General features: G+C 32.6%; 27 protein-coding genes. 3 read left to right on the forward strand and 24 right to left on the reverse strand.

The window, feature by feature from the left end; translation table 11 throughout:
- Positions 1–6: 6 nt before the first annotated feature.
- The 16 genes from AC0N0V_RS19740 to AC0N0V_RS19815 all read right to left on the reverse strand — a co-directional run bounded on the left by AC0N0V_RS19740 (position 7) and on the right by AC0N0V_RS19815 (position 13,480).
- The gene (locus AC0N0V_RS19740) at positions 7–795 is read right to left on the reverse strand and encodes a M23 family metallopeptidase (RefSeq protein WP_474460507.1); all 789 of its coding nucleotides are present in this window, start codon (positions 793–795) and stop codon (positions 7–9) included.
- A 166-nt stretch (positions 796–961) separates the two neighbouring features.
- On the reverse strand, positions 962–1,345 hold the full coding sequence (mgsA, locus tag AC0N0V_RS19745) for a methylglyoxal synthase (protein ID WP_474460508.1): 384 nt from the start codon (positions 1,343–1,345) through the stop codon (positions 962–964).
- A gap of 12 nt (positions 1,346–1,357) precedes the next feature.
- A complete protein-coding gene (gene rodA / locus AC0N0V_RS19750) occupies positions 1,358–2,476 on the reverse strand; it encodes a rod shape-determining protein RodA (RefSeq protein WP_474460509.1) in 1,119 nt (372 codons plus the stop codon).
- A 135-nt stretch (positions 2,477–2,611) separates the two neighbouring features.
- On the reverse strand, positions 2,612–2,881 hold the full coding sequence (gene minE, locus AC0N0V_RS19755) for a cell division topological specificity factor MinE (protein ID WP_474460510.1): 270 nt from the start codon (positions 2,879–2,881) through the stop codon (positions 2,612–2,614).
- 12 nt (positions 2,882–2,893) lie between these two features.
- Positions 2,894–3,694: a septum site-determining protein MinD gene (gene minD, locus AC0N0V_RS19760; protein WP_474460511.1), complete on the reverse strand. Its 801-nt coding sequence runs from the start codon at positions 3,692–3,694 to the stop codon at positions 2,894–2,896.
- A 14-nt stretch (positions 3,695–3,708) separates the two neighbouring features.
- Entirely contained in the window at positions 3,709–4,341 is a 633-nt protein-coding gene (gene minC / locus AC0N0V_RS19765) for a septum site-determining protein MinC (protein ID WP_474460512.1), read from the reverse strand.
- Between the two features lie 196 nt (positions 4,342–4,537).
- Positions 4,538–7,267, reverse strand: coding sequence for a penicillin-binding transpeptidase domain-containing protein (locus AC0N0V_RS19770; RefSeq protein WP_474460513.1), 2,730 nt, complete (start codon positions 7,265–7,267; stop codon positions 4,538–4,540).
- Positions 7,268–7,282: 15 nt separating this feature from the next.
- A complete protein-coding gene (gene mreD / locus AC0N0V_RS19775; RefSeq protein ID WP_474460514.1) occupies positions 7,283–7,774 on the reverse strand; it encodes a rod shape-determining protein MreD in 492 nt (163 codons plus the stop codon).
- Between the two features lie 11 nt (positions 7,775–7,785).
- Entirely contained in the window at positions 7,786–8,631 is an 846-nt protein-coding gene (gene mreC, locus AC0N0V_RS19780; protein WP_474460515.1) for a rod shape-determining protein MreC, read from the reverse strand.
- 9 nt (positions 8,632–8,640) lie between these two features.
- On the reverse strand, positions 8,641–9,651 hold the full coding sequence (locus tag AC0N0V_RS19785) for a rod shape-determining protein (RefSeq protein ID WP_474460516.1): 1,011 nt from the start codon (positions 9,649–9,651) through the stop codon (positions 8,641–8,643).
- Between the two features lie 24 nt (positions 9,652–9,675).
- The gene (gene radC / locus AC0N0V_RS19790) at positions 9,676–10,362 is read right to left on the reverse strand and encodes a RadC family protein (RefSeq protein WP_474460518.1); all 687 of its coding nucleotides are present in this window, start codon (positions 10,360–10,362) and stop codon (positions 9,676–9,678) included.
- A gap of 14 nt (positions 10,363–10,376) precedes the next feature.
- Complete coding sequence (locus AC0N0V_RS19795; RefSeq protein ID WP_474460519.1) at positions 10,377–10,952, reverse strand: Maf-like protein; 576 nt, start codon at positions 10,950–10,952, stop codon at positions 10,377–10,379.
- Positions 10,953–10,963: 11 nt separating this feature from the next.
- Positions 10,964–11,224 (reverse strand): DUF4321 domain-containing protein, encoded by a 261-nt coding sequence (locus tag AC0N0V_RS19800; protein ID WP_474460520.1) that lies wholly within the window; start codon positions 11,222–11,224, stop codon positions 10,964–10,966.
- A 190-nt stretch (positions 11,225–11,414) separates the two neighbouring features.
- Positions 11,415–12,137, reverse strand: a complete 723-nt coding sequence (locus AC0N0V_RS19805) for a hypothetical protein (RefSeq protein ID WP_474460521.1) — start codon at positions 12,135–12,137, stop codon at positions 11,415–11,417.
- A gap of 64 nt (positions 12,138–12,201) precedes the next feature.
- A complete protein-coding gene (locus AC0N0V_RS19810; RefSeq protein WP_474460523.1) occupies positions 12,202–12,717 on the reverse strand; it encodes a GNAT family N-acetyltransferase in 516 nt (171 codons plus the stop codon).
- 295 nt (positions 12,718–13,012) lie between these two features.
- Positions 13,013–13,480, reverse strand: coding sequence for a chemotaxis protein CheX (locus AC0N0V_RS19815; RefSeq protein WP_474460525.1), 468 nt, complete (start codon positions 13,478–13,480; stop codon positions 13,013–13,015).
- A 389-nt stretch (positions 13,481–13,869) separates the two neighbouring features.
- Between AC0N0V_RS19815 and AC0N0V_RS19820 the strand changes: the two genes are divergently transcribed.
- Positions 13,870–15,312, forward strand: a complete 1,443-nt coding sequence (locus AC0N0V_RS19820; protein WP_474460526.1) for a sigma-54 interaction domain-containing protein — start codon at positions 13,870–13,872, stop codon at positions 15,310–15,312.
- Between the two features lie 82 nt (positions 15,313–15,394).
- On the opposite strand, the gene AC0N0V_RS19825 is transcribed toward AC0N0V_RS19820, so the two are convergent.
- From AC0N0V_RS19825 to fdhF, 7 genes are all read right to left on the reverse strand, one after another.
- Positions 15,395–16,777, reverse strand: coding sequence for a [FeFe] hydrogenase, group A (locus AC0N0V_RS19825; RefSeq protein ID WP_474460527.1), 1,383 nt, complete (start codon positions 16,775–16,777; stop codon positions 15,395–15,397).
- A 27-nt stretch (positions 16,778–16,804) separates the two neighbouring features.
- Entirely contained in the window at positions 16,805–17,359 is a 555-nt protein-coding gene (locus AC0N0V_RS19830; RefSeq protein ID WP_474460528.1) for a 4Fe-4S dicluster domain-containing protein, read from the reverse strand.
- A 46-nt stretch (positions 17,360–17,405) separates the two neighbouring features.
- On the reverse strand, positions 17,406–18,164 hold the full coding sequence (locus AC0N0V_RS19835) for a 2Fe-2S iron-sulfur cluster-binding protein (RefSeq protein ID WP_474460530.1): 759 nt from the start codon (positions 18,162–18,164) through the stop codon (positions 17,406–17,408).
- Positions 18,165–18,176: 12 nt separating this feature from the next.
- Positions 18,177–19,982 carry an NADH-ubiquinone oxidoreductase-F iron-sulfur binding region domain-containing protein gene (locus AC0N0V_RS19840; protein ID WP_474460531.1) on the reverse strand — a complete coding sequence of 602 codons (1,806 nt, stop codon included), beginning with the start codon at positions 19,980–19,982 and terminating at the stop codon, positions 18,177–18,179.
- Between the two features lies 1 nt (position 19,983).
- Positions 19,984–20,472, reverse strand: a complete 489-nt coding sequence (nuoE, locus tag AC0N0V_RS19845; RefSeq protein ID WP_474460532.1) for an NADH-quinone oxidoreductase subunit NuoE — start codon at positions 20,470–20,472, stop codon at positions 19,984–19,986.
- Between the two features lie 189 nt (positions 20,473–20,661).
- Entirely contained in the window at positions 20,662–21,873 is a 1,212-nt protein-coding gene (locus AC0N0V_RS19850; protein ID WP_474460533.1) for a molybdopterin molybdotransferase MoeA, read from the reverse strand.
- A gap of 97 nt (positions 21,874–21,970) precedes the next feature.
- Entirely contained in the window at positions 21,971–24,106 is a 2,136-nt protein-coding gene (fdhF, locus tag AC0N0V_RS19855; protein WP_474460534.1) for a formate dehydrogenase subunit alpha, read from the reverse strand.
- A gap of 486 nt (positions 24,107–24,592) precedes the next feature.
- On the opposite strand from fdhF, the gene AC0N0V_RS19860 reads away from it, so the two are divergent.
- The gene (locus AC0N0V_RS19860; RefSeq protein WP_474460536.1) at positions 24,593–24,979 is read left to right on the forward strand and encodes a hypothetical protein; all 387 of its coding nucleotides are present in this window, start codon (positions 24,593–24,595) and stop codon (positions 24,977–24,979) included.
- Positions 24,980–25,261: 282 nt separating this feature from the next.
- Here the strand turns inward: AC0N0V_RS19860 and AC0N0V_RS19865 are convergent, their stop codons facing one another.
- On the reverse strand, positions 25,262–26,422 hold the full coding sequence (locus AC0N0V_RS19865) for an amidohydrolase (protein WP_474460537.1): 1,161 nt from the start codon (positions 26,420–26,422) through the stop codon (positions 25,262–25,264).
- A gap of 195 nt (positions 26,423–26,617) precedes the next feature.
- On the opposite strand from AC0N0V_RS19865, the gene AC0N0V_RS19870 reads away from it, so the two are divergent.
- Positions 26,618–26,875, forward strand: a complete 258-nt coding sequence (locus AC0N0V_RS19870; protein ID WP_474460538.1) for a hypothetical protein — start codon at positions 26,618–26,620, stop codon at positions 26,873–26,875.
- The last annotated feature ends 66 nt before the right edge of the window (positions 26,876–26,941 follow it).

A 26,941-nucleotide genomic window follows, 5' to 3' on the forward strand; every position in this document is an offset into this window, starting at 1 on the left:
TACACATTATTTTTTAATCACATTAAAGTATTCTTCTGGATTTTTATTCTCTCCCATATATAAAAGCTCAAAATGAAGATGCGGTCCAGTAGATTTGCCTGTATTACCACTTTTGGCTATAACCTGACTTTTTTTCACCGCATCTTCCTTATTTACGAGTATTTCATTCAAATGTCCATATTTAGTTTCTATCCCTTCTCCATGATCCATTACAATATACTTTCCAAGTTGTTCATCTTCTCCGCAAGCTTTTATTTTACCATCAAAGCTTGCTTTTACATCTGTATTCTCTTTAGCATCGATATCTATGCCTTCATGAAGTTTTTTTTCCCTAGTCACTGGATCTGCTCTATAACCAAAGGTCGATGTTTCTATTCCTTCTAAAGGTAAAATAAAATTATTTTTTATTTTACTCTCCACCGTCTCCTTTCCAGTAATTCTAACTCTAATTTGTTCGATTATATTCGTTATCTTATCCTGTAATTTTGTTAAATTAATATTTTTACTTTTTTCTTTTATATTTTGATAATCATAACTCTGCTCCAAGATATCCTTAGAATAATTATACACAGCTTGAGTTTGTGGTATACTTACTAACTTACAACCTATTACAAATACGAATAGTATAAGTACTCCAATTAAATCTCTTGTAATTCTTCTAATTAAATAATTTCCTTTAGTTTTTTCTGATCTATTAAAGACAGTACCATTATTATAATTAGGAGAATATCTCCCCTTATTTCTTTTTTTTAATGAACTATAATAATCTTCATATTCAGAATTATATTGACCCATAAAAATTGCCTCCCACTTTATTAATTTATTTGTTTTGTATTAAAAACTTTTCATAAGCACGTTATATATATATTAAAAAATCAGTTTTTTTATGACTTTAAATGATAAAGTGAAAGACAAATAAAGCCCTAACATTAAACTGTTAGAGCTTGTACTTAATTTGTTTTTATTGATTTTGCTGCTGATGTTCTTTAAGAGCTTTCACAAAAATCTCTGCTGAACCAAGATTTGTAGCTAGGGGGACACAATGAACATCGCATATTCTTAAAAGTGCTGAAATATCTGGTTCGTGTGGTTGTGAAGTCAGTGGATCTCTTAAAAAGATTACGAAATCCATATCTCCCTGAGCTACTCTTGCCCCTATTTGCTGATCTCCACCTAATGGTCCTGAAAGAAATCTGTATACTTCTACTCCCACTATCTCGGTTATAAGTCTTCCTGTTGTTCCTGTGGCAAATAACTGATGCTCCTTAAAAACCTCTTTGTATCTTTTTACAAAGTCCACCATATCATCTTTCTTCTTATCGTGTGCTATTAAAGCGATTCTCATAGTGAATTCCCCCTAAAAATTTATTTTCTTTCTTCTCATTCCTATATTTAAAACAAGACCCAAACCCATAAAACTTGTTAACATAGAACTACCGCCATAACTCATAAATGGCAATGTAATACCTGTTATAGGCATTATACCTATCGTCATACCTATGTTTTGTAATGTGGAAAATAATAAAGTAGATATAACCCCCACACATATAACAGACCCAAAAATATCTTTCGAGTTTTTAGCTATATTAATTAATCTATATATAACTATTCCATACAAAAATAATAAGACAATTGCACCAATGAGCCCCCATTCTTCACCAACTACAGAAAATATGAAATCTGTATGTGATTCTGGTATAAAACCTCCTGCTATTTGAGTTCCCTTTAAGAATCCCTTACCTAATATTCCTCCAGATCCAATACCAATTTGCGACTGTATAAGCTGAAGGCCAGATCCCAACTCGTCCGCTTCTGGATTTAAAAAAGACGTTAGTCTTACTTTCCAATAATCCTCCATAAGTGGTGAATTCCACACTACAGCTATGAGTGCTACAAGTCCTAAAATACCTCCACCAATTACTTTTAAATCTAAACCAGCCGTAAAAAATATTCCAAGTACTATAAAAAAGCATACCATAGTCATTCCCATATCTGGTTGAATTATTATTAAAACCATAGGTAATGCAGCATAGCCCGCTAACTTGAAGAAATTTTTCAATTCATTAATTTTGCCTTCCATTTTACTTAATTCCTTTGCAAGCATTATTATCATGCCAAGCTTGGCAAATTCAGAAGGCTGCATCGAAAAAGATCCTATTTTCATCCAAGATGAAGCACCATTAACTGTGGATTTAAATACAAAGTCATTTAATATAAGCAAAAATATACCAAACCAATAAATTATGTTAGCATATCCTTGAATAATAGAGTAATCAAATATTAAAATAAAATAAGTTAAAGCGAGTCCTCCGACTAACCAAATAAGCTGAGTTTTTAAGTAGTGATTTCCAAACTTCATGTGAGTAGCGCTATGAATATTTAATGTTCCAAATATAACAATAAGAATTATTGTAAATATAATAGTATAATCTAATTCTCTTAAAAGCTTTTTTCCAATCTTGAATTTTTCAAGCATATTTTTATCCCTCCACACAAAGATTATATCATATAGAAAAAAAAATACTATGTATAAATTATACATAGCTTAGGCATCTTAAAGGAAACAACTAGCATATTAACTAGTTGTTTCTTTTCAGATGCTTTAATACCATTACTTGTTAACTTTCATCTTTTTTATGGGTATGCTAGCAATTAAAGCAGGTGACTCTCCTTCTATTTCTTCCATTGTAGTCATCTTTACATCCACTTCTTCATTATCAATTTCAACATATTTGGAAAGCACCTTAAGTATGTCTTCTTTTATACACTCCAACAGCTCCGGTGAAACTCTGGATCTATCATGAATTAATATTAATTTCAATCTTTCCTTTGCCATATCCTTAGAGGAGGCCTTGGGAGAGAATATTCTAAATATATCCATTTCCCTACCTCCTTATTTAATGCCAAACAGCTTTTTTATGGATGAAAATAGTCCTTCTTGATTACCAATACTTAAATCCATAAAAGGTACTGTTTCTCCAGTTATTCTTCTTGCTATGTTTCTAAAAGCTTGACCAGAAGCTGCCTTGTCATCTAGCACTATTGGCTCCCCTTTATTAGTTGAAACTGTAATAGTTCTATCGTCAGGAACTACTCCTATTAATTTTATCGCTAAACTATCCAATATGTCGTTTACATCAAGCATATCACCATTTTGAGTCATTTTGTAATTTATTCTATTAACTATAAGTTGATGGTTTTCTAATCCTCTTGCATCCAATTTACCAATAACTCTATCCGAGTCTCTAACAGAGGTTACTTCAGGATTTACTACAACTAGTGCTCTGTCTGCACCAATAATTGCATTTTCAAATCCCTGTTCTATTCCTGCTGGGCAATCAATGATAACATAATCGAATTCTTTCTTTAGTTCACATACTAAATTTAGCATTTGATCTGAATTCACATCATCCTTATCTCTCGTTTGAGCTGTAGGAAGTAAAAAAAGATTAGGTAATCTTTTATCCTTTATCAAAGCTTGTTTTAATCTACAGTTTCCTTCTATCACATCTATTAAAGTAAACACAATTCTATTCTCTAACCCCATTAATACATCAAGGTTTCTAAGTCCAGTATCACCATCTATAACCACAACACTTTTCCCAAGTGCTGCTAATGCTGTTCCGATATTAGCTGTGGTAGTAGTTTTTCCAACTCCACCTTTGCCTGACGTAACTACTATAGCTTCTCCCATTAATACTACCTCCATTAAATAAATTTATTAGGCAAATATGGCTCTACAATTATTGTATCACCTTTTACTCTAGCGACTTCTGGATATTGTGGCTTAACATTATCCTCAGGGGATCTCGTCATAATATCTGCAATTCTTAATATCTCTGGTTGAAGATAAAATGCCGCGACTATAGCCTTAGAATTCCCTCCAAAACCAGCATGAATATATCCTCTTAAGGCTCCTAAAACTATTACATTCCCGCCAGCATATATTTCAGCCCCTGCATTTACATCTCCAACTATTACCACATTTCCTAAGTAATTTATTACTTGTCCACTTCTTATTGTTCTTCTCAAGAATTTTGTACGCCCTTCATAAATTCCTGAAAATGCCTTGCTACCTTTTTCTTCTTTATCTTCCATAATACAGTCTTTAATTAAAAACTGCTCAAATAAAATATCCTTTAACTTGCGAAATTGTTTTTCATTTATATGTTTAAGTTCAGTGGTTATTTTAAGAGTACATCCTTTATAAAATGACTTTCCTACCGATAACCTTTTTATTAAGGCTTCTAGCATCTCGTCAAAATCCTTAAACTTATTCATATTAATAACTGCATTTATTCCATCTCTATTACCTTTAATTACAATATTTTCATCCACCATCTCAGACCTCCAAGAAACCACCATATCTAATATTTCAACACAACACTCCTAAATCCTTCTAAATTTTAGTTTTATTTTTAAAAAATACACAAAACTCCTTTTTATAAAATAAAAATGGAGAATTAAGAAATGTAGAGATTTTTCTTCTTTCATTGAAAAGTCTCCATATTTCCCAATTCTCCTAAATCCCCAATAATTATTGTTGAACTTTATTCTGTTCAGTACTGGTCCCACCATTATTTTGTTCAATTTCTTGGGCATTATTAGTTGTTGTTCCATTTTGTGTAGTACTTTGATTATCAGTCTTAAAATACGCATCATATATATCTCTTGCAATATAAGCAGCTTGAGCTCCTTGACCACCGTCAAACATAATAACATATACAGCTATTTTAGGGTCTTCCAAAGGTGCAAATCCAACATATTCAGCATAGTCCGTTCTACCATATTTCTCTTGATCCGCTAAACTTGCAGTACCAGTTTTTCCTGCTGTTTTTTTAGGGAAGTTACTAAATGCACCTGCAGCCGTACCCTTTTCGTTAACCGCAGCCATACCAGCCTTTACAGCTGCTATATTTTCAGCTTTAACTCCTGTTTGTTCTATTACTTCCGGCTTAACTTCTTCTATAACTTTACCATTTGCATCTAAAAACTTATCTACAAGATGTAACTTATATCTTGTTCCACCGTTTGCAAGAGTTGCAATATAATTTGCTATCTGAAGAGGAGTAAATTGATCCATCCCTTGCCCTATGGAAGCATCGTACATATTGAATCCGCCTCTTAGCTGACTATTTGCATCTGAAACAGTAATATAGTAAATAGCATCAATGATAGTTTTTATTTCTTTTGAACTAATATCTTTTCCTTTATACTGAGGATCAGATGCTAATAGATCTGTTAATAATTTCTCATAACTTGATTTATCAAAAGCACTGCTTCCTTCTTTTATAGAACTTTGTATCATTTTTTTGATATCACTTTTTAAACCTTTTACCTTCTCGGGATCATTATTGTTATCATATAAATCAATTGAAGTAAACTGTCTTCCTCTATCATCAGCTCCATTTTTAAGTGTAGCCATAGTTTGCCACAAATAAGTACTAGAAGCTAAATTTTTCGCAGAGTTAGTATTATATACCTGCCCAAATCTTTCAGGTATTTCTATTCCTGTAGATGGCTTTACATTTGAATTAGATGGAACACCTAAGCCAAACTTCCATGCATATTTTGCTAGACTGTCATCTCCAAAGGTAGTTCTAAGGAGTTTACCTACTGTCATAAAATACGGGTTACTTGATTTTTCAATAGCTTTTACTAAGTCCACCCATCCATTGGCTCCATCTAGTTTAAACTCAAATACCTTTCCATCTTTATCAAATGTTCCATTATCATACATACCAAAGTAAGGCGTTATTACCCCACTTTCAAGACCAGCTATTGCAGTAAGTGGCTTAAATGTTGATCCTGGAGGTACCACCGATTGAGTCGCATAATTGAAAAAGGGTTTTGGATATATATCCTTGACATCCTGCCTTATAGTTGTATTATTTTTTATACTTTTATCTAGTGGAAATAATATATTTAATACGTCATCTTCAGTTTTTCCTGGATAATTCGATGTTAGGTTTCCACGGCGAATAAATTCTCTCCCAAACTGCTCTAGATCAGGGTTAAAAAACTTATTATATAGGTCTTGAGATAATCTTCCTGGAGCTGCAAATAAATTTGGATCATATCCAGGTCTACTAGCCAATGCTAATATAGCACCTGTATTTACATCAATAGCCACAGCCGCTCCTCTAGTTGCATTTGCTGTATTAGAACGATACTGACTATTGGGATTAGCTCTTAACTCTTCCATTTTTGCATCCAAAGATTTTTCCGCTGCTGCTTGAACCTCCTTGTCAATAGTAAGCTGAATAGTTTGACCTGGATAAGGATCTCTTCTTCCAAGTTCTTCTAATATTCTTCCTTGTTTATTCAGTTTTACTATTCTTCCACCCTTAGACCCTTTGAGTCTATCTTCAAACACGCTTTCAATTCCTGCTGCTCCTACATAATCGGCACTTGTATCATAGCCTTTTTCTTGGTACTTATCTTGATCCGAGCTTATCTTTGATATATACCCAAGAAAGGCAGCCCCTAACTCTCCATTAGGATATGTTCTTATAGGCTGTGTATTTACATCTATACCTGGAAGCTCATTTAACATTTGCAGGAAATTAAATCCAGTTTCTTTTTTTATATTACTTGCTACAATTACCGGTTTATAGCCCGAGAAACTTTGCATCTTTAAAGCATCTTTTACTATCATAAATCTTATTTGCTTTTCTATAGGATACTTATTTTCATCTATCTTATATTGCTTAATTAGCTTCTCAAAAGTTTCTTCTGCTGTAATTTTAAGGAGTTCTTCATCAATTTTGTCCTTCTCCTCTTTTGTTAGTTCACCCTTCTTATTCTTAAATAATTTTCTTTGAATTTCCTCATCGAGACCCCTATCTTTTTTGAATCTCAATTCTAAATTTCTTTTAACCTCGGGATTATCACTTCTAAATTCAAATCTAAAAGGATTTATCTTAAGTTCAAAGTCATCCTGTTGAGTCTCTCCATTTTCATCTAGTATTTTAAAGACCTTGTCCATTGTATCGAAGAAAGTTTTATCACTCTCATCTGTTTGATTATATACAAGCACATAACTTTGAGTATTTACAGCTAAAGGAACTCCATTCCTATCCATAATATTTCCCCTTGGTGCAGCATCAGGAATTTCTCTTATGGACCTATTATTAGCTTTTTCTTTATACTCTTCAGCCTTTAACACCTGAAGAGTAAATAGTTTTGAGGTAATAGCAGTAAATATAATTATCATAATAACTACTAACGCAGTGTATCTAGTAAACTCCTTTTTATCAATCTTCATGCAATCACCATTCCTCTAAAACTTCCATCTTCTCTGCATATATTCTTTTTCACAGAGTTTGTATATTTTTTTATAAATAACTATACATACAACGCCATTATAAATACTTATAAAGAATATATCACCCAAGGCCATATACACTCTACTTAAGTATAATATTAGTAATAGTAAAATACCTTTTAGGAAGCTAAGCAGAAAGCATGATGTTACAGGTATAAGCCTTTTTTCCTTAAATATGTTTTCCCCTATAATACCTGCTATCAAGCATATAATCATATTTACAAGCGCATTTAATCCAAATGCACTTGTAAAATATACATCCTGAAGCAATCCACAAAACACTCCAAGCCATAATCCTTCCCACTTGCCATTAATAATAGAGTAACAGATTATGAAAACCGAAATCAAACTGGGATATATGGTTTTAATGGCTATAAAAGGCATAAATACATTATCTAGTATAAAAAATAAAATTGATAAAAGAGACAAAACCAGTATCTTTTTCATTTCATATCACCTTAGTACTTTACATCTATTTTATTCTTAGGCACAACAATAAATAATTCTTCGAGTTTGTTAAAGTCAACATAAGGTTTGATTATAGCATTTTTCATAACCTTTCCCTTATCTTCCTCTACATCCGTTACAGAACCTATTCTTATTCCTTTAGGATAAAGCCCACCAAGTCCCGAAGTTAAAATTATATCACCTTTTTTAATATTAGAATCTAGTGGAAGATAGTATAACTTTGCAAGCAACTTATTATCACTACTCTTATACCCCTTAACTATTCCACTATTATCATTTGTACTCTCAATTGTTCCACTAACTGCTAAGTTCTCATTAGCTAAAGTCTGAACTATGGACCAGTTACTACCAACAGTTGTAACTTGACCAACTAACCCTTGAGCAGTAATAGCAATCATTTGTTTTTCTATACCGTCTTTACTTCCTTTGTTTATTACAAATTGATCTAGTAATCCACTACCACTTTTTCCTATTATGTCACAACCAATGTAATTATATTCTAATCTTTGATTCTTAAAATTAAGCATTTCTCTTAATCTTTCATTTTCACTTTTAAGAGAACCATAATCAAGTGCCTTACTTTCAAGTTCATCATTTTTCTTTCTTAATTCTTCATTTTCATTTTTTACTTTTGAAAAATTAAAAATAAAACTTACGGAATCCTTAATACTACTATTTAATTTATACAAGCTCCCCTGTATAGGATTAAAAGTTAATCCTATGCCATTTCCTATAAAAGAAACCTTATCTCCCTTGATACTTCGTGATATTAAAACTAAAAATGTAACTGACAGTACTACAATAGTGACTGCCAGTTTATTTTTTAAAAATCTCATGTTTATTCGCTATTTTCTGCTAGCTACTATTTTATCAATAGTATCTAATGCCTTTCCTGCACCTAATGCAACACAATCAAGAGGAGATTCTGCTATATGAACAGGCATATGTGTTTCTTTATTTATAAGTTGATCTAGTCCTCTAAGCATTGCACCTCCACCTGCCAGCATAATTCCTTTGTCCATAATATCTGATGCAAGTTCTGGTGGTGTCTTTTCAAGGGTTGTTTTTATAGCTTCTATTATTGCTGAAACTGGCTCTTTTAAAGCTTCTCTTATTTCACTTGATGTAATATTTATAACTTTAGGAAGCCCTGATATTAAATCTCTTCCTCTTATCTCCATAGAATTTTCTTCACCAGTATCGTAAGCTGAACCTAATTCTATTTTAACATTTTCTGCTGTTCTCTCACCTATAGCAAGACTATATTCTTTCTTTATAAAACTTATAATCGCATGTTCTAGTTCGTCTCCAGCAACTCTTAACGATTTACTTGTAACAATACCTCCAAGAGAAATTACAGCTACTTCAGTAGTTCCTCCTCCAATATCTACAATCATGCTTCCTGTTGGTTCATTTACTGGTAGCCCTGCTCCTATTGCAGCAGCCATAGGCTCTTCCATAAGTAATACATCTCTAGCGCCTGCTTGTTTTGTAGCTTCATCTATAGCTCTTTTTTCAACCTCAGTTACGCCTGACGGAAAACAAACAACTATTCTAGGACTAGTAAAAGCAGACTTTGGACTTACTTTTTCAATAAACTTTCTAAGCATTGTCTGAGTGACATCGAAGTCAGCTATAACTCCATCTTTAAGTGGTCGAATAGCCACTATATTACCTGGAGTTCTTCCTATCATTTGTTTCGCTTCATCTCCTACAGCAAGAACCTTCTTTACGTCACTATTTATAGCAACAACTGATGGCTCTCTAAGCATAATTCCTTTTCCTTTTACGTATATTAAAGTGTTAGCAGTCCCCAAATCAATTCCCATATCTCTAGATATTCCAAAAAATCCCATTAAATTTTTTCTCCTTTCAATCCCTTACAATATTCCTTTTTCCTTTAGACTTATGTACTTTCCGTTACCTATAATCAAGTGGTCTAATAACTCAATACCTAAGAGCTTTCCACATTCTTTCAATCTAAATGTAACATTTATATCCTCATTACTGGGTGATGGATCTCCCGAAGGATGATTATGGCACACGACTATGGAAGCACTATTTTTTCTAATAGCATCACAAAACACTTCCCTTGGATGCACTATAGATGAATTTAGGCTTCCAACGGAAACATCCCTGATAAAAATGACTACGTTTTTTGTATTTAGCATAATTATCTTTAAATGTTCCTGTTTTAGATTTCGCATTTCTTCCATAACAAGCTCTGCAGCATCCTTAGGTGAAGATATCTTGTATTCATCGCCAGCTTTATAGGATTTAAATCTTTTAGAAATTTCTACCAGAGCCATGAGTTGTGTAGCTTTTGCTTTACCAATCCCATGAAGACTCGTGAAATCCTCCAATGTTAAATTTAAAATCCCGTTTAAGCCCCCATTTTCCTTAATAATCCTATTACTCAGATTTATTATATTCTCTTTTTTACTCCCAGACCTTAAGATTATCGCCAAAAGTTCAGCATTTGATAAAGACTGAACACCGTATCTTAACAGTCTCTCTCGGGGTCTCTCACTTTCAGGCAAATCCATAATTTTCAAAGTTTCTTCCATTAAATTATACTCCTTTATAGATTTACCCCCATCACCTTTAACATCTTCGACAATTTATTTAAAGGAAGCCCAACAACATTATAATAGCAACCGTGAATTTCTTCAACAAAAATCCCACCGTAACCTTGAATGCCATAAGCTCCTGCTTTGTCCTTGTATTCATCCTTTTCTATGTACTTTATTATCTGCTCATCTGATAAGTTGTCAAATTTTACATCTGTGCAAACAAAATCTTTCATTACTTTGCCAGTGGCTTTATTTAAAACAGCTATTCCAGAATATACTTGATGAATATTTCCACTTAAAAACTTGAGCATGGAAAAAGCTTCTTCTTTATCTTTAGGCTTACCTAATATTTTATCTTGAAAAGACACTATAGTATCACACCCTATTATGATAGCATCTTCTTTCATCCTACTACATACCTCTGAAGCTTTTCCTTCTGATAACTTCATAACATAAGAACCACAATTACTTTCAAACTCAACAGAATTTTCATCAAAATCACTTACAATTATCTCGAAATTTTCTATTAATCTCACTAGTAACTCTTGTCTTCTGCTAGAAGCCGAAGCTAAAATAATTTTCATAATCTCACTTCCTAATATCTTCTGTATAATATTATTGCCACAATTATACCAATTATAGTCATAATATTAATATTAAAATTCAACCCTAAAGTTAGAGTCATAACTTTAAGATTTAATATAATTGGTGTTGACGTACCTATTGCATAAGAATCCTTAAGGAAATGTAATATACTTAAGCTAGTTCCTAATATGTCGCCTATAAGGCTACCACAGACTGCACCTAAAAATATTATAAACCACAAAAAACTTATGCCCTTTTCAACCCCTCTCACACACATCCCCTACCTTAATAATATATCTAATATAGTTTATCATTTAATAAAATCATAAACAAGTGTATATAGAATTGTTTAAAAAATTTTTTAAAATAATTTACACTTTTTTGCAGATAATTGGCTTAAACTAAAAAATAAGTTTTAAGCAAGTAGCTACTTACTTAAAACTTATTTTCTTTAACCTATTTTATTTTCCATTCATCTTTTTTAGAACATCATATATGTAAGCATAATTTTCAGCAGCCTTATCCTTGGAAATCTCCTTTGGCATTTTATTTACATGCTCCTTTAGGGTATTGAGAATCTCTATGTTTTTACTATCATTGTCAACTTTTTTCAATGACGAACACCACTTCTTTAGTTCATCAGTCTGTATTGCCTTGACATCTTTTTCTGAAAGCTTGTTTAATATTTGTATATTAGCACTTATTATTTCACCTATCTCAGCATTGCATAAGTCAGTTTTATTTATAGAAAAGATCATCTTAGAATTATCTATTTTTTGCCCCAACAGTGATTTCATAATCTGCTCTCCCTGACTCTCAGCATATATTCCGAGGAACACTCTGGTTCTGCCCTCTTCAACTATAGTAAATGGTGTTCCATATTGAGCTAATATATTTTTCTCAGACTCTACATTTTCTTTATTTTGGTATACTCCTCCTTGTACGGCTATAAATTTCACAAACTTATCATTAGCAGCGGTATTATTCTCAGATTTACCTACACTTTTACTATTAGAACTATTACTACTATTCGAAGTAGCATTACTTGAAGTGCTTGTATTTTTCATTAACAACTTGAAAATTCCGGTACCAATTAAAAAGGCTAAAATAAATATTAAAAGCATTATCACAATAAAAGCTTTGTTATCATTTTTTCTCTTTATGTCATATCGCGTGTATTTCATATTTTCACCTCCAGTTATAAAAGAATCCTATAACATTAATATTTATAACTCTTAAAATTTATTACTATCTTTTATGATTCTTTGTATTTTTCATAATCAACATATCCATGCACTTTCCATCAATTCGATAAAAATTCTTTACCATCCTAATAACTTTAAATCCAAGAGTCTTCCACAGATCAACATTTTCAAAATCGCTTTTTACTATTCTGGTAAAAAAAGCCTCAATTCCATATTCCTCTTCAAAATAGCTTATTAATTTTTCAACAATTTCAGTGTCCAGACTAGTTTCTCTGTAACTATTACTAATACAAAAGAACCATATCCATACTTCGTTTGGTCTTTTTAGTTCTAATCTTCCCTTTAAAATACCTATTATTTCATCTGCCTTATTTATTTTTAAGAAAAACTCACATTCACTTATGTAGCTTTCTAAGAACCTTTCTGTTAATTCATCTATGTCGTTTTTGACGCTCAAAAACTTTTTCTCATTTTCCATCCATTTCTGTACTTGTGGCAAGTCTTCTCTTTCTATACTTAGTACACTAATATCGCTAAAACTTATTTCCACATCTAACATAACCTCACCTCTTTTGGCACTTAAAATACACTATTTTTTAAATTCTACATAGTTTCTCAAATTCCTTTTATTTATATAAAACCTATAATTACTTATCTTTCACTTTAATATTACACCTATATATTTAATAAAATTATATTTAGTTTTAAATAGTCTCTATTTTGTAAATAACTCCTTATTAAAACACTAATAAATCTGTAAATTAATAAGGATACCTGAATCAAATTTTGTTTCAGATACCCTTCTATTTAGTATAATTTCTATATTTCTAAAAGCCTTTTACAACCATCATTACCTAATTCTCTGCAAGCGAAACATTTATTTCAAAACTATTACCATTACCCATAATCAATGGAACACATATAGAATTAGACTTTGTCGTAGAGATTTGAATATTATTTCCTATCATTACTGTAGGTGGGGTTATATCTAACTCCATATTTTTTGATGAAAATATTGTAGCTGCATTTCCTGAAATCATATTGGCAAGTTCTCCAATGGCAGACTTAGCCATCTCATCAAGCTGAGAAACAGGCATTCCAAACATCATGCGAGATGCTATGTTACATGCAGCCTCAGTGCTTAGATTAAAAATCACCTGACCTTTTAGTTTTCCAGCAATACCTACTATTATTATGACATTATCACCACTAAATGATGAATTTCTCAGGAACAATTTTCCCAAAGTGGTCTTTTCATTGGCAACCTGCATCAGTATTTCTTGACTAGCCTGAATAAACGGATTTATAGATTCTACATTCATTATGTTACCTCCAATAACTTTTCATCATTACGTATATCTATTAATACTAACTATTACATAAGCATAACTTAAATTATATAACTTTATTTTAGTTTATTTTTATTAAGTATTCAACAAATAAGAAAAAAAATACCTATTTATAATTGCAAATAACTTTTTTCTCATTTTGATACTGCAAAACAAAGTACATTTATCTCATTATGAACTTTTTTTACTTTCTTATCATTATGAAACCACTTACTATTTATTCCATAATCGGAACATGTTATAATAATTTCATAAAAACATTTCAAATTTATAATTATAAAATTAATTATTTGAAAAATTTCACTTATTATTTAAATTAACTATTATTTTTTAACACACTCTTATAATGGAGGTATAACTTTATGAATGATTTAGATTATTGGTCAGATGTAAGTGATATGTGTAGAATAGATATTGATAGTATCCTTGAATATGATATATCGTCTTACATACTTGAAGCTATTTTTGATTCTTCAAACGAAGGTTTAATTGTTACAGATGAAAACTTATTGATAAAAAAAGTAAATGTCGCTGCAGTTAAAATACTTAAAATTAAAGAAGAAACTTTGTACGAAACTTTTTTACATGATATTTTAAAGGAAGACATTCTAAATACGATTTTACTAACAGGAGAAAAGCACTTTGATGAGGACTTTAGTTTTTATACAAATGGAATCAGAATTAGATGCGTTACCAACATCATTCCTATAAAACTAAGAGGAAAAAATATAGGGTTAGTATTGTCCTTGAGAGATACAAAAAATTTGCATAGCATGGTAAGCAATGTTGTAGGATACAAGGCATCTTTTTCATTTGACGATATAATTACAAAAAATGAAAAAATGAAAACTATTATTGAATTTGCAAAAAAAGCTGCTAGAACTAACTGCAATATACTGATAGAGGGACAAAGTGGTACAGGAAAAGAGGTCTTTGCTCAATCAATCCATAATTACAGTTCTCGCTCTAGAGGACCATTTGTTGCAGTTAATTGTGCTGCAATTCCAAGAGAACTTGTAGAAAGTGAGCTATTTGGTTATGAAAAGGGGGCATTTACTGGAGCATCAAAAGGAGGTAATCCTGGGAAATTCGAACTGGCTGACGGCGGAACAATTTTTTTGGATGAGATAGGAGAACTCCCACTAGATATTCAATCGAAGCTATTACGAGTGCTGGACAACCTGAAAATTGTAAGAGTTGGAGGTACTTATGAAAAATCTATCGATGTGAGAGTCATAGCAGCTACAAATAGAACTTTAACAGATGAAATAGATAGTAAAAACTTTAGAAGTGATCTTTACTATAGATTAAGTGTGATGAACCTGAATTTAATCCCCTTAAAAGAGAGGAAAGAGGACATAGAGCTTTTCGCTCAATATTTCATAAATAAACTAAACGCCAAAAACCCTTGCGAGCTAAAGTATCCAGAACCCTCATATATAGATAAGTTAAAAGTTTATCCTTTTGATGGAAATATACGTGAACTTAGAAATTTAGTAGAAAGATCTTATTATCTCTGCGAGGATTCGTTAATTACCGAAAACCTTCTTAATAAAATAAAGACCGTAGTAACTCATACCCATATATTTTCCCCACATCATGATCATGACCACAATCATGATCATCAGCATCAACATTTAATACTTCCTCTAGAGGAAGTTGAAGGAAACTGTATAAAGGAAGCTCTTAAACATTGTAATGGAAATGCGATAAAAGCTGCTGAACTACTTAAAATAGGTAAAGCTACAATATATAGAAAAATAAACAAACTTGGAATTAATTTAGATAATTTCAGCAAAGGTTAATTAATAAAGGTTAATTAATAAAGGTTAAAAAGTAAACCTTACTTTTTAACCTTATAAGTTGATTAAGATATTTTTATACTAACTATTTTTTTCTAGATGTGTAATGAGTGTGTAAAAGTTCGTGTGATTTATGACCTAATGGTTCTCCTAAAAACTCTTCATATAAAACCCTTACGCCATGGTTTTCATGTGATTTTCTAACCTCTAAACTTGCATCATGCTTATATAGTCCAGCTTTTCTATTATTATAAGCTAAACTTTTATCTTCTTCAAAAAGCAGCTTTGGCTGTCCACCTCCACTAATACATCCTTCTGGACATGTCATTACCTCAATAAAGTGTAAATCACATTCACCAGACTTTATTTTCTCCATAAGTGGCGCTACGTGCTTTAGTCCTGAAACTATGCCCACCTTTAACTTCATATCTCCAACTTCTACTTCAGCAGTTCTAAAGCCTTCCCCACCTCTTACAGAAGTTAAATCAATTGTCGGAATAGACCTCTTAGTTAGCAGTTCATATCCTGTTCTAATAGCAGCCTCCATAACCCCACCAGTTAAACCAAATATAGTACCTGCACCTGAATAACTGCCTAGTGGATTGTCAAATTCTTCTTCTGGTAAACTATTGAATTCAATATCTTTATCTTTCAGTAATTGAGCCAACTCCCTTGTTGTAATAACAGAATCTATATCCCTGTATCCACTGTCATCCATTTCTTCTCTACTAGCCTCAAATGGCTTACATGTACACGGCATAACAGACACACTAAATACTCTTGCCGGATTTACATCGTTTATTTTAGCTCCGTAAGTTTTAAAAATTGCTCCACCCATTTGTTGTGGTGATTTACAAGTTGAAAGATTCGGAGTAAGTTCAGGGTATGTCTGCTCTACATATTTTACCCATGCAGGGCAACATGAAGTAAACATAGGCAAAGTTCCACCCTCAGTTAATCTTTTTATTAGCTCAGTTCCCTCTTCCATTATAGTTAAATCTGCGGCAAAGTTTGTATCATATACTCTATCAAATCCTAATCTACGAAGTGCTGCTGCAAGTTTACCCGGTGTAAGAGTTCCCAGTTCTAACCCGAAATCTTCACCTAAAGCCACTCTTACCGCAGGTGCACATTGCACAACCTTAAACATATACCTATCTTCTAACAAATCTCTGACATCTCTTACTTGTCCTTTGTTATATGCAGCAAAAATAGGTTCCCTAACACTCTTTAACATTCCTCTATCGTGAAGCTTTTTACTCTTAGGTGTTGGAATCTCTTCATAAATTGGGGCATATCCCTTACAAGTTTGAATACATTGTCCACACATAACACATTTATCTGAATTTATTTGTTGTGGTTCATTTTCTTTCCCCTCTATAGCATCAACAGGACAAACCTCTGAACAACGTCTACATCCTGTGCATAATTCCTTATCTATGTTAATTATAGTAGTATTAGTTGGCATCTCAAACATCCCTCTCTTTACGGATTTTTATAAGTTTTGATTAAGTTCAAGTAGTCCAAGAACCGCTTTAATATTACGATCTCTTTTATCTTCTTTTGGAGTTGCAACTTTTAAAGCATCTTTCGGGCATGCCTTAACACAGTTAGGCATTCCACCTTCCTCTTTGCACAAGTCACACTTATATGCCATTATCCTTAACTTTCTGTCGATGCCTCCATTTTCTTCTTCATGTTCAAACTTCGGAAGTAAATTTATAGCTCCAACTGGACATACGAGATTACAAGTTTTACATCCTATGCAAGCTTTATCATTTATAACTATGCTTCCATCTACTTGAGCAATAGCTCCTACAGGACATGCATTAGCGCAAGGTGCATCTTCACAATGTCTGCATTGGATTCTCATAGCTGCATCCTTAGACTTTATAAAGAATAACCTTGGAGTTATAGGGGTATCCATATTTCCTACCGTTCTTCCTGCATGATCTCCTCTATGAACTGCTGCACACGCTACTTCACAGGATCTACACCCAATACATTTATTTGGATCTCCTATTACAAAGGAGTTAAGATCTTGTTTCATTTAACCTACCACCCTTCCTTAACTTAAAATGAGATTACCAACTATCTTATAACTCTAAGCCTTCAAATATATTTTTGATATCTTTTAAACTAGATTTTCTTTTACACTTTTCACAAAGAATTTTTTCCAATTTTCTCCCAGCCCTATCAAATGCAAATTTTATATGATCTTCCGTTGCAAAATGTGTACCACACTCTTGACATTTTGCTAATTTGAACTTCTTACCCCATATCTCTCTTTCTCCATCCTTATCTACCATCTTAATTGCATTAGTTGGGCATACATTTACACAAGCGGCACAACCAATACATTGTGGAGAAGGATCATCAAAAGGTGTAGATACTTTTTTAAAAATACCTCTATCTACAGTAGATATTGCCCCAGTTCCCATTTCTTCACAGGCTTTTGTACAAAGTCCACAAATTACGCAATTTTCCGTTCTATCTAGCTTAAACCTATTTACTCTATCTTCTTCAACTTTAAATGCTTTTGCCATTTTTTTAATTTCCTCATTTTCAGGGCATCTAGCTTGAAGAAGCATAATCAAATCTTTTCTTATATTTTGTATTTTCTTAGAATTAGTTACAATCTCCACTTCTTTAGTAATTGGAAATATACACGAAGTTACAACCTTTGACCATCCTCTATCTATTACCTCAACTACACATAGTCTACAACTCCCAAGACCAGCAAGTGCATCACTGTGACATAGTGTAGGTATATATATATGATTTCTTCTTGCTACTTCCAAAATATATTCTCCACGCTCTGCTTCACATGCTTTTCCATCAATAATAATCTCCATTGTAGTCCCCCCCTATTTAACCTTAACTGCATTAAACTTACAGATGTTCATACAGTTACCGCATCTTACACACTTTTCAGTATCAATAACATGAGGTTTCTTAATATCTCCTGTTATAACATCTACAGGACAATTCTTCTTACATATATCACAACCAATACATTTTTCTTCATCTATTTCAAATGTCGTTAGTTCTTTGCACACGCCTGCACGACATCTTTTATTTTTTATATGCTCTTCAAATTCATCTCTAAAATACCTAATAGCTGCAACAACTGGGTTAGGAGCACTCTTACCAAGACCACATAAAGCTGCGAGTCCAACGGTCTTACAAATTCTATTTAATTCTTCTATATCTCCTTCTTGTCCTCTGCCTTCGCATATATCTGTTAATATTTCAAGCATTCTCTTTACGCCTTCTCTACATGGAACACACTTTCCACAAGATTCTTCAGCAAGAAAATTCAGATAATACTTTACAACGTCTACCATACATGTTCTGTCATCCATAACAATCATACCGCCAGACCCCATCATGGAATCAGCTTTTATAAGAGTATCATAATCTACAGGTAAGTCTAAGTAATCTTCAGGCAAACATCCACCAGAAGGTCCCCCTATCTGTACAGCCTTAAACTTTCTGTCATTTAGTACTCCTCCACCAATATCAAATATTATTTCTCTAAGTGTCGTTCCCATTGGGACTTCTACTAGACCAGTATTTTTTACTTTACCTACTAACGAAAATGCTTTTGTTCCTTTGCTGTCCTTCATAGTACCTATTGAACTATACCAATCTCCACCTTTGTTAATTATAATAGGTATATTAGCCCAAGTTTCTACATTATTTAAAACAGTAGGTTGCCCCCATAAACCTTTTTCAGTAGTGTGAATATATTTAGCTTTTGGTTCTCCAACTTTACCTTCAATTGATGCTAAAAGTGCAGTAGATTCTCCACATACGAAAGCACCACCACCTCTTACTATGTTAATATCAAAGTCAAAGCCGCTATTCATTATATTTTTCCCAAGATATCCTCTTTCTCTTGCTTGTTCTATTGCTAATCTCATATTATCAATAGCTAGTCCATATTCATCTCTTATATATGCAAAACCTTGGCTTGCTCCTACTGAATAGGCACAAATTGCCATACCTTCTATAACACTATGAGGATCACCTTCCATTATACTTCTATCCATAAATGCACCTGGATCTCCTTCATCACCATTACATACCACATATTTAGGAGCAGTATCTATATTAAATGCGGTTTTCCACTTACGCCCTGTTGGGAAACCTGCTCCACCTCTTCCTCTAAGTCCAGACTTAGTTATTTCCTCTATAATGCTCCATCTATCCATATGAAATAATACTTTTTCAAGAGCTTTGTATCCATCCTTTTCTATATAATCCTCAAAAACGGTAGGATTTATTTCACCTACATTTCTAAGTGCTATTTTCATTTGCCTTCTACAGAATTCACTTTCCTTATGATTTCTAAGCCTTTTTTTTGTCAGAGCTTCAAAGTACAGTAACCTATCAATTATTTCACCATTCATTATTGTCTTTTTTACTATTTCTTCAGCATCTTCGAGTTTTACTCTGAAGTAAGCTATATCGTCTGGTTGAATTTTTACCACTGGCCCTTTTTCACACAGACCATCACAACCGGTAGCTTTGAATTCATACTGAGCTTCTATTGTAGCCTCTGCACCTAACTCAGTTACCCTTTTTTTCAGCTCTTCATATAATTCCATGCTGTTTCTTGCTAAGCAACCTGTCCCACAACATACATAAATAGTCTTATTTACACTCATCTTATTCACCCCTATATTCATCAAGAATTTCTTTTATCATTTTAGGTGTCAAGTTGCCGTAGTATCTTTCATTGATCATCATAACAGGTGCTATTGCACAACAGCCTATACAGTTAACTGTATTTATTGAAAACTTAAAATCCTTTGTTGTTTGTCCAGCTTTAATATCTAGCATTTTTTCTAACTCGTCAAGCACTACCATTGATCCCGCAACATGGCAAGCAGTTCCATCACAAACAGTAATTATATGTTTTCCTTTCGGAGTCAAACTCAATGCTTTATAAAAAGTTGCCATACCGTATAATCTGCTTACAGGTGTACCTAAATATTCTGCAAGAGTCTCAAGCGCTTCCCTTGGTATATACTTATACTTTCTTTGTATATCCTGCAGTATAGCCAGTGTAAACCTTTGCTCTTTCGGATACTTTTCTATTACGTCTCTTGCACATAAGGAATCATTGTCTAGAATTTCTTTTTGTGCCATATCCATGAATTAATCCCCCTCTTATTGATAATTTATATAAACAAGATAGCTAAAACTATCTTGTTTATTCCCTAAAACTTATTTAAACCCCTAAACCTTTTGTTATAACTTAGTACAACTAAAATTCCGATACTGTTATTCAGAATTAAAGTTGTACTGTTCATTATTCCAAGGCCCTAAACTTGGAATAATGTATTAATTAAATATGAATCTGCCCTTTAAAATATCTCCAACCTTTGCACTTGATGCATTTTTATCAACAATTACAATACCATTGGATTTACTTACAGTAATAAGTTGATTGGAGCCTTGTGCTCCAATTTTATGAGCATAATAGTTGTTATTTTCCTTTCTTATATCCACATATACATAATTTGTTCTTCCTTTTGTAATCTTAAAATCATCAGCTAAAATAACTGGAAATTCTTCTGCCTCTATCTCAAGATTCCCCATCATCTTTTTGATGGTTGGTTTTACAAATTGTTCAAATGAATTTATTACTGATAAAGGATTCCCCGGAAGACCAAAGAATAGTTTATCTTTATATTTGGCAAAGGTAATTGGCTTACCTGGCTTAATAGCAACCGATGTAAATTTAATGTCTGCTCCTAATTTTTCTAAACAACTTTCCACAAAGTCATAATCACCTACAGATGCACCACCTGTACTTATAACTATGTCGCCTTCTTCAAATGCCTGTTTCATCCTATTAAATAATGTATCCATATTATCCTCAATAACTCCATAGGACTCCACTGAAGCACCAAGATTCTTGATAAGTGCCAAAAGAGAATACTCATTGCAATTTCTTATTTTGCCTGGCGTTATCTTTTCACCAATACCTATTAGCTCATCGCCCGTAGTCAATATAATTATTTTAGGTAATCTATAAGTCCTCACACTACTGTATCCTAGAGAAGCTAATAATCCTATTTCAGCTGGTCTTATTTTCTTATTTTTTAGAATAGCAAGGCCTCCCTCCCTAATTTCCTCTCCCATCCTTAGTATATTTTTACCTTTTTCCATATCTTCAAATATAATTACTTCATCTCCACTTACTTCAACTTTTTCTATCTGGATGACAGTATCTGCTCCATTTGGTACTGGAGCTCCAGTCATAATCTTAATTGCTTCGCCTTGCTTTAGCTCCTCTAAATAATAGTCCCCTGCTTTTATAATTCCTTTTATTTTGAGTTTGATAGGATTGTTACTTGAACAGTTTTTAATATCTTCCTTTCTAATTGCATATCCATCCATAGCTGATTTGTCGAAAGGTGGTAAATTGTCTTTGGAGTAAATATTTTCTGCTAATACCTTATTTAGAGATAATAGTAGATCTACAGTTTCTGAATTTAAGGCTTTTGCTTCTTCAATTATAATATCTAGAGCTTCTTCAATTTGAATCACTTCAATTCCTCCTCAATAATTCATAGGTGGAGCAAAACTCCACCTTTGATTAATAACTTTATCTTTTTACTATATCTCTTATATTTTACTATATTTTTTAAACTTTGATATTCATTTTTTTTCTTATTCTTGCATATTCATCTTTTATAAATTGTTCTGCTTCATTTTGATTTGTAATAGCCTCTATCTTCACAGCACAATATTTATATTCTGGTGTTTTAGATATAGGATCTAAGTTATCTAATGTAAGCTCATTGCAAGCGCCTACCCACCATTGATAAGTCATATAAACAGCCCCTTTATTAGCCCTATCCGTTACCAACGCTCGTGCTATTACAGACCCTCTCCTCGAACTTATCTTAACTAATTCTTGATCCTCTACATTTAATTTTTCTGCATCTCTTGAATTTATTTGTACATACCCTGGCTCGTCAGCGAGTTGCTGAAGTGCACGACAGTTTCCTGTCATAGTTCTTACAGAATAATGCCCTACTTCCCTTACTGTAGATAGGCTGAGTGGATACTCCTCATCTGGGTTCTCCATAGGAGGTCTCCATTCTGCTGCAAATAATTTTCCTTTTCCACTTGGAGTGTTAAATTTGTTATCCTTATAAAGGTACGAAGTTCCTGGATGTTCCTCTGTTGGACACGGCCATTGAATACCTCCTAACTTCTCTAAACGTTCATAACTTACTCCTGCAAAATTTGGACACAAACTTCTAAGTTCATCCCATATTTCTTCTGTGTTATTATAGTTCATTGTATATCCCATAGCTGTTGCTATTTCCGAAATTATTTTCCAATCAGGTTTTACATTTCCATTTGGCTCTACCGCCTTACGAAATCTTTGAAATCCACGATCAGCGCAACTAAATACACCTTCATGTTCTCCCCATGATGTAGCTGGAAGTATTACATCTGCATGCAATGCTGTTTTATTCATAAATATATCTTGTACAATCACAAGTTCCATTTTATCTAAAGCTGCTCTAACTTCTGCTGAATTAGGATCACTTTGAACTGGATCCTCTCCCATAATGTAATAAGCCTTAATCTTATCTTCTTCTAATGTAAGTTTTGGTACTTCTGTTAAATGGTATCCATTTTTACTCGAAAGCTTTATCCCCCAAGCTTTTTCAAACTTTTCTCTTATGTTATCGTCCTCAACCTTCTGATACCCTGGATAAACATTAGGTAGTGCCCCCATATCACAAGCGCCTTGAACATTATTTTGTCCTCTTACCGGACCTATTCCAACACTTGGTCTTCCGAAATTTCCAGTTAAAAGCACAAGTGAAGCTAGCCCTTTAACTACATCTACTGCTTGTCCAAATTGGCAAACACCCATTCCATAAAGTACCATAGCATTCTTAGCTTTAGCATACATTCTCATGGCTTTTCTTATATCTTTAGCTGGCACACTTGTCATCTTTTCAGCATATTCCGGAGTGTATTTTTCGATCAAAGACTTATATTCTTCGAAGCCCTCAACATACTTTTCCACGTAATCTTTATCATAGAGCTCCTCATTTATTAAAACATTTGCAAAAGCATTGACTAATATCATATTAGTTCCATTTTTTATTGGAAGCCACAAATCAGATATCCTAGCTGACTCTGTTATACGTGGATCTGTTACAATAATTTTTGCTCCATTTTCTTTTGCTTTAACTATTCTCTTTGCAACTATAGGATGAGAATCTGCTCCATTATATCCAAAAATAAACAACAAATCTGTCTTGTCTATCTCGTGAATTCCATTTGACATAGCCCCATTACCAAGTACATAAGCCAGACCGGCTACAGAAGGTGCATGTCAAACTCTAGCGCAATGATCTATATTATTAGTTCCAATAACCGCTCTCATAAACTTTTGCATTATGTAATTCGCTTCATTACCTGATCCTCTTGCACACCCTGTTCCCATAATAGAATCTGAGCCATACTTTTCCTTGATTTGTTTTAACTTAGAAGCAGTAAAATTAATTGCCTCATCCCAAGAAACTTCTTTTAGCTGTCCATTCTTCCTAATCATCGGACTCTTTAAACGAGCAGTTAAAATTTGTGGATCATTTAAAAAATCCCATCCATAATACCCTTTAAGACATAGACTTTCTTCATTTGTCCTACCATTAGCAGGTTCTGCTCTTACTATCTTACCATCCTCTACAACTAAATAAAGATTGCATCCTGCTCCACAGTAAGGACATACCGTTAATACCTTATTCTCCATTTTTTCCCTCCAATTTTATAATTGAATCACCTTTAGTTTTATATGACATACTATCATCAATTATTCTTTTACTCTAAACAAACTTATTATAAGTACACTTTACCATCAATTATATCATATGGAAAGTTATGTAATATGATTATATTTTAAAATATTCTGAATTCAAAGTCAAGTTTACTTTGTTAAAATAGTCAATAGCACTATACGTATAAAATCATCTAAATATCACTAATTAATATCTATAAATATGCATATTTACGCCTATTTTTAATAGGGTTAAATTAAATTTCAAAAACATATTAATTATATTCCAATATAAACAATCCAAAATTTAGCTTTTTTTGTTAATATATTGTCAACGTTTTTTGTTATCATCCCTTTTTTTGGTACTATTTCTCAGGATACTATTATATAATGCGGGAATGATATTAATGGCTTCAAAAAGCCAGAGTTAAAATAAATGTTTTATCGAAGGGAGATAAATTCATGGATAAAAACTATTTAGAAGAAACAAAACAACTTAATTCACAATCTAGACAAAAGTCTTCTGGTGCTGGAATGACTAGTAATGTAGGTTCTAGTATATCTAGCGGACTAGATAGCAGTGATTTACAAGAGGCAAAACAACTTAATGAGCAATCTAGACAAAATGCTCCAGGGCTTGGAATGAGCAGTATGGTTTCTAGCATGACTAGTGACGTAAATAATTCCTACTTAGAAGAAACAAAACAACTTAATGCGCAATCTAAACAAAATTCTTCTGGTGCTAACATGAGTAACAGCGTAGGTTCTGGTATTACTAGTGGATTCAGTGATTCTTCACTAGAAGAAACTAAACAGCTTAATGAAAAATCTAGACAAAGCAAAAGATAGTATTTAGTATTCATTAGCAAATCTGAATATAATCGCGGTTTGAAAACATGAAATTTTAATAATTTGAAGGCATTACTAAAATATCAGTTATTTAGTAATGCCTTTGTTATCTTATATAAATATTTATTTCACATTGTGACCATTTTAGTAATAATATTATTATAAAATTTAAAAGAAAAACTAATATTTTGTCTTTAATATTATTCTCGCTCATCTGTTAAATTACAAAAGTTAGATTAATAGAAATTAATCTAACCGAAGCTTTATTTATTGATTTTATTTTTAATCTCTTTTATGAACAACCTCACCATTTATAATAGTCATTATTACCTTGGTTTTGACTACATCTAAAGGATCTCCATTTAAAACTACAATATCTGCATCGTAACCTTCTTCTAGCTTTCCTATTCTATGGTCACATTCTAATAATTCTGCGGCATTAATAGTTATGGATTTAATAGCATCTGTGGGGTTCAATCCTTCAGACACCGCTAGTGCAGCAACTGATCTTAATTGATCTATAGCATTGTAAGGATGATCTGTCATCAATGCTATCTTGACACCAGCTTCAACTAGCATTACAGCTGAACCATAATTTCTTTTTGTAAGTTCCATCTTTATTCTAGGTGTTAGCATTGGTCCAAATGCAATTGGTATATTCTTTTCCTTTAAATACTCCTTAACTAAGTGAGCCTCTGTACCATGTTCTATAACAAGTTTTTTAATATTAAATTCATCTGCTATTCTTATAGCAGTAACTATATCATCAGCTCTATGTGCATGTGCCCTTAGAATAATTTCTCCTTTTAATAATGGTATTACAGCCTCTAGTTTTATATCCCTTTCCACAACTTTTCCCGAATCTTTACGTTCCATATAATCTTGTGCTCTCATGAACAATTCTCTTATTAAAGAAGCGGTTCCCATTCTTGTCACTGGACACTTATGCTTAGTACCATATGTACTTATAGGATCTTCCCCTAAGGCAATCTTAAGTCCTGATGGATTCTTTACCACCATTTTATCTATTATATCACCGTAGGTTTTAATTACAATATTGTTGCCACCTACTGCATTATTACTTCCCGGCCCACTCATAACAGCTGTAACTCCTGAAACCACTGCATCATTAAACGCAATATCTAATGGATTTATGCCGTCAATTGCTCTCAAATGTGGCGTTAGTGGATTTGAGGTTTCGTTATTATCTATTCCAAGCTTACCTGTTCCTTCTTCGAGAATTCCCATATGTGTATGACAGTCCACAAACCCTGGCAAAGCATAATTTTCTTTTATATCAATAACTTCTAAATTTGTATTTTCACAATAGATATTTTCAGCAATCTCCTTTATTTTTCCATCTTCTATTTGTATATCTCTTTTTATAACATCACCTTTAACATTTTCCATCAACAAGCAGTTCTTTAACAATGTTGATTTCATCCAAGTCATCTCCCCCTATGAGCTAAGTTTATAAGTATATACTATATTCCTAGCATTAAATGCTCATATGTATAATAACCTAAAACTTTTTTTTTATTCTATTATGAAATTAAATTAATTTATATATAAGTTATAAAAAAGCTTAATAGTGAAACAATAGAATATGTATAGAATTATTGATGGAGGTTTAATAATATGACAAAAAAGTTTTCAGTAATACTAATGGCTGATGAGAATAATTGCGCCGTTAAACAGGTGAGTCAAAATACTTATAGTCAGATAAACGATATGAAGCACGCTGGCGAAGACGACGAAAAAATTGTAAAAAGTTTAGTTGAGTTAGCCACTACAGAAACTAATATAGTTACAAATGGTGTTAGCAGAAGTGAAGCTATTGAATATGCTCTAGATACTGGAGAGAAGTATGTTATTCTAAAAGCATTTCATACTTAATGAAAAAAGTTATCCTCAAAATTAAATAAGAGAGGTATTTCTACCTCTCTTAAAATACATTTCATT

It is taken from the genome of Clostridium sp. CS1-1, from assembly GCF_056135525.1.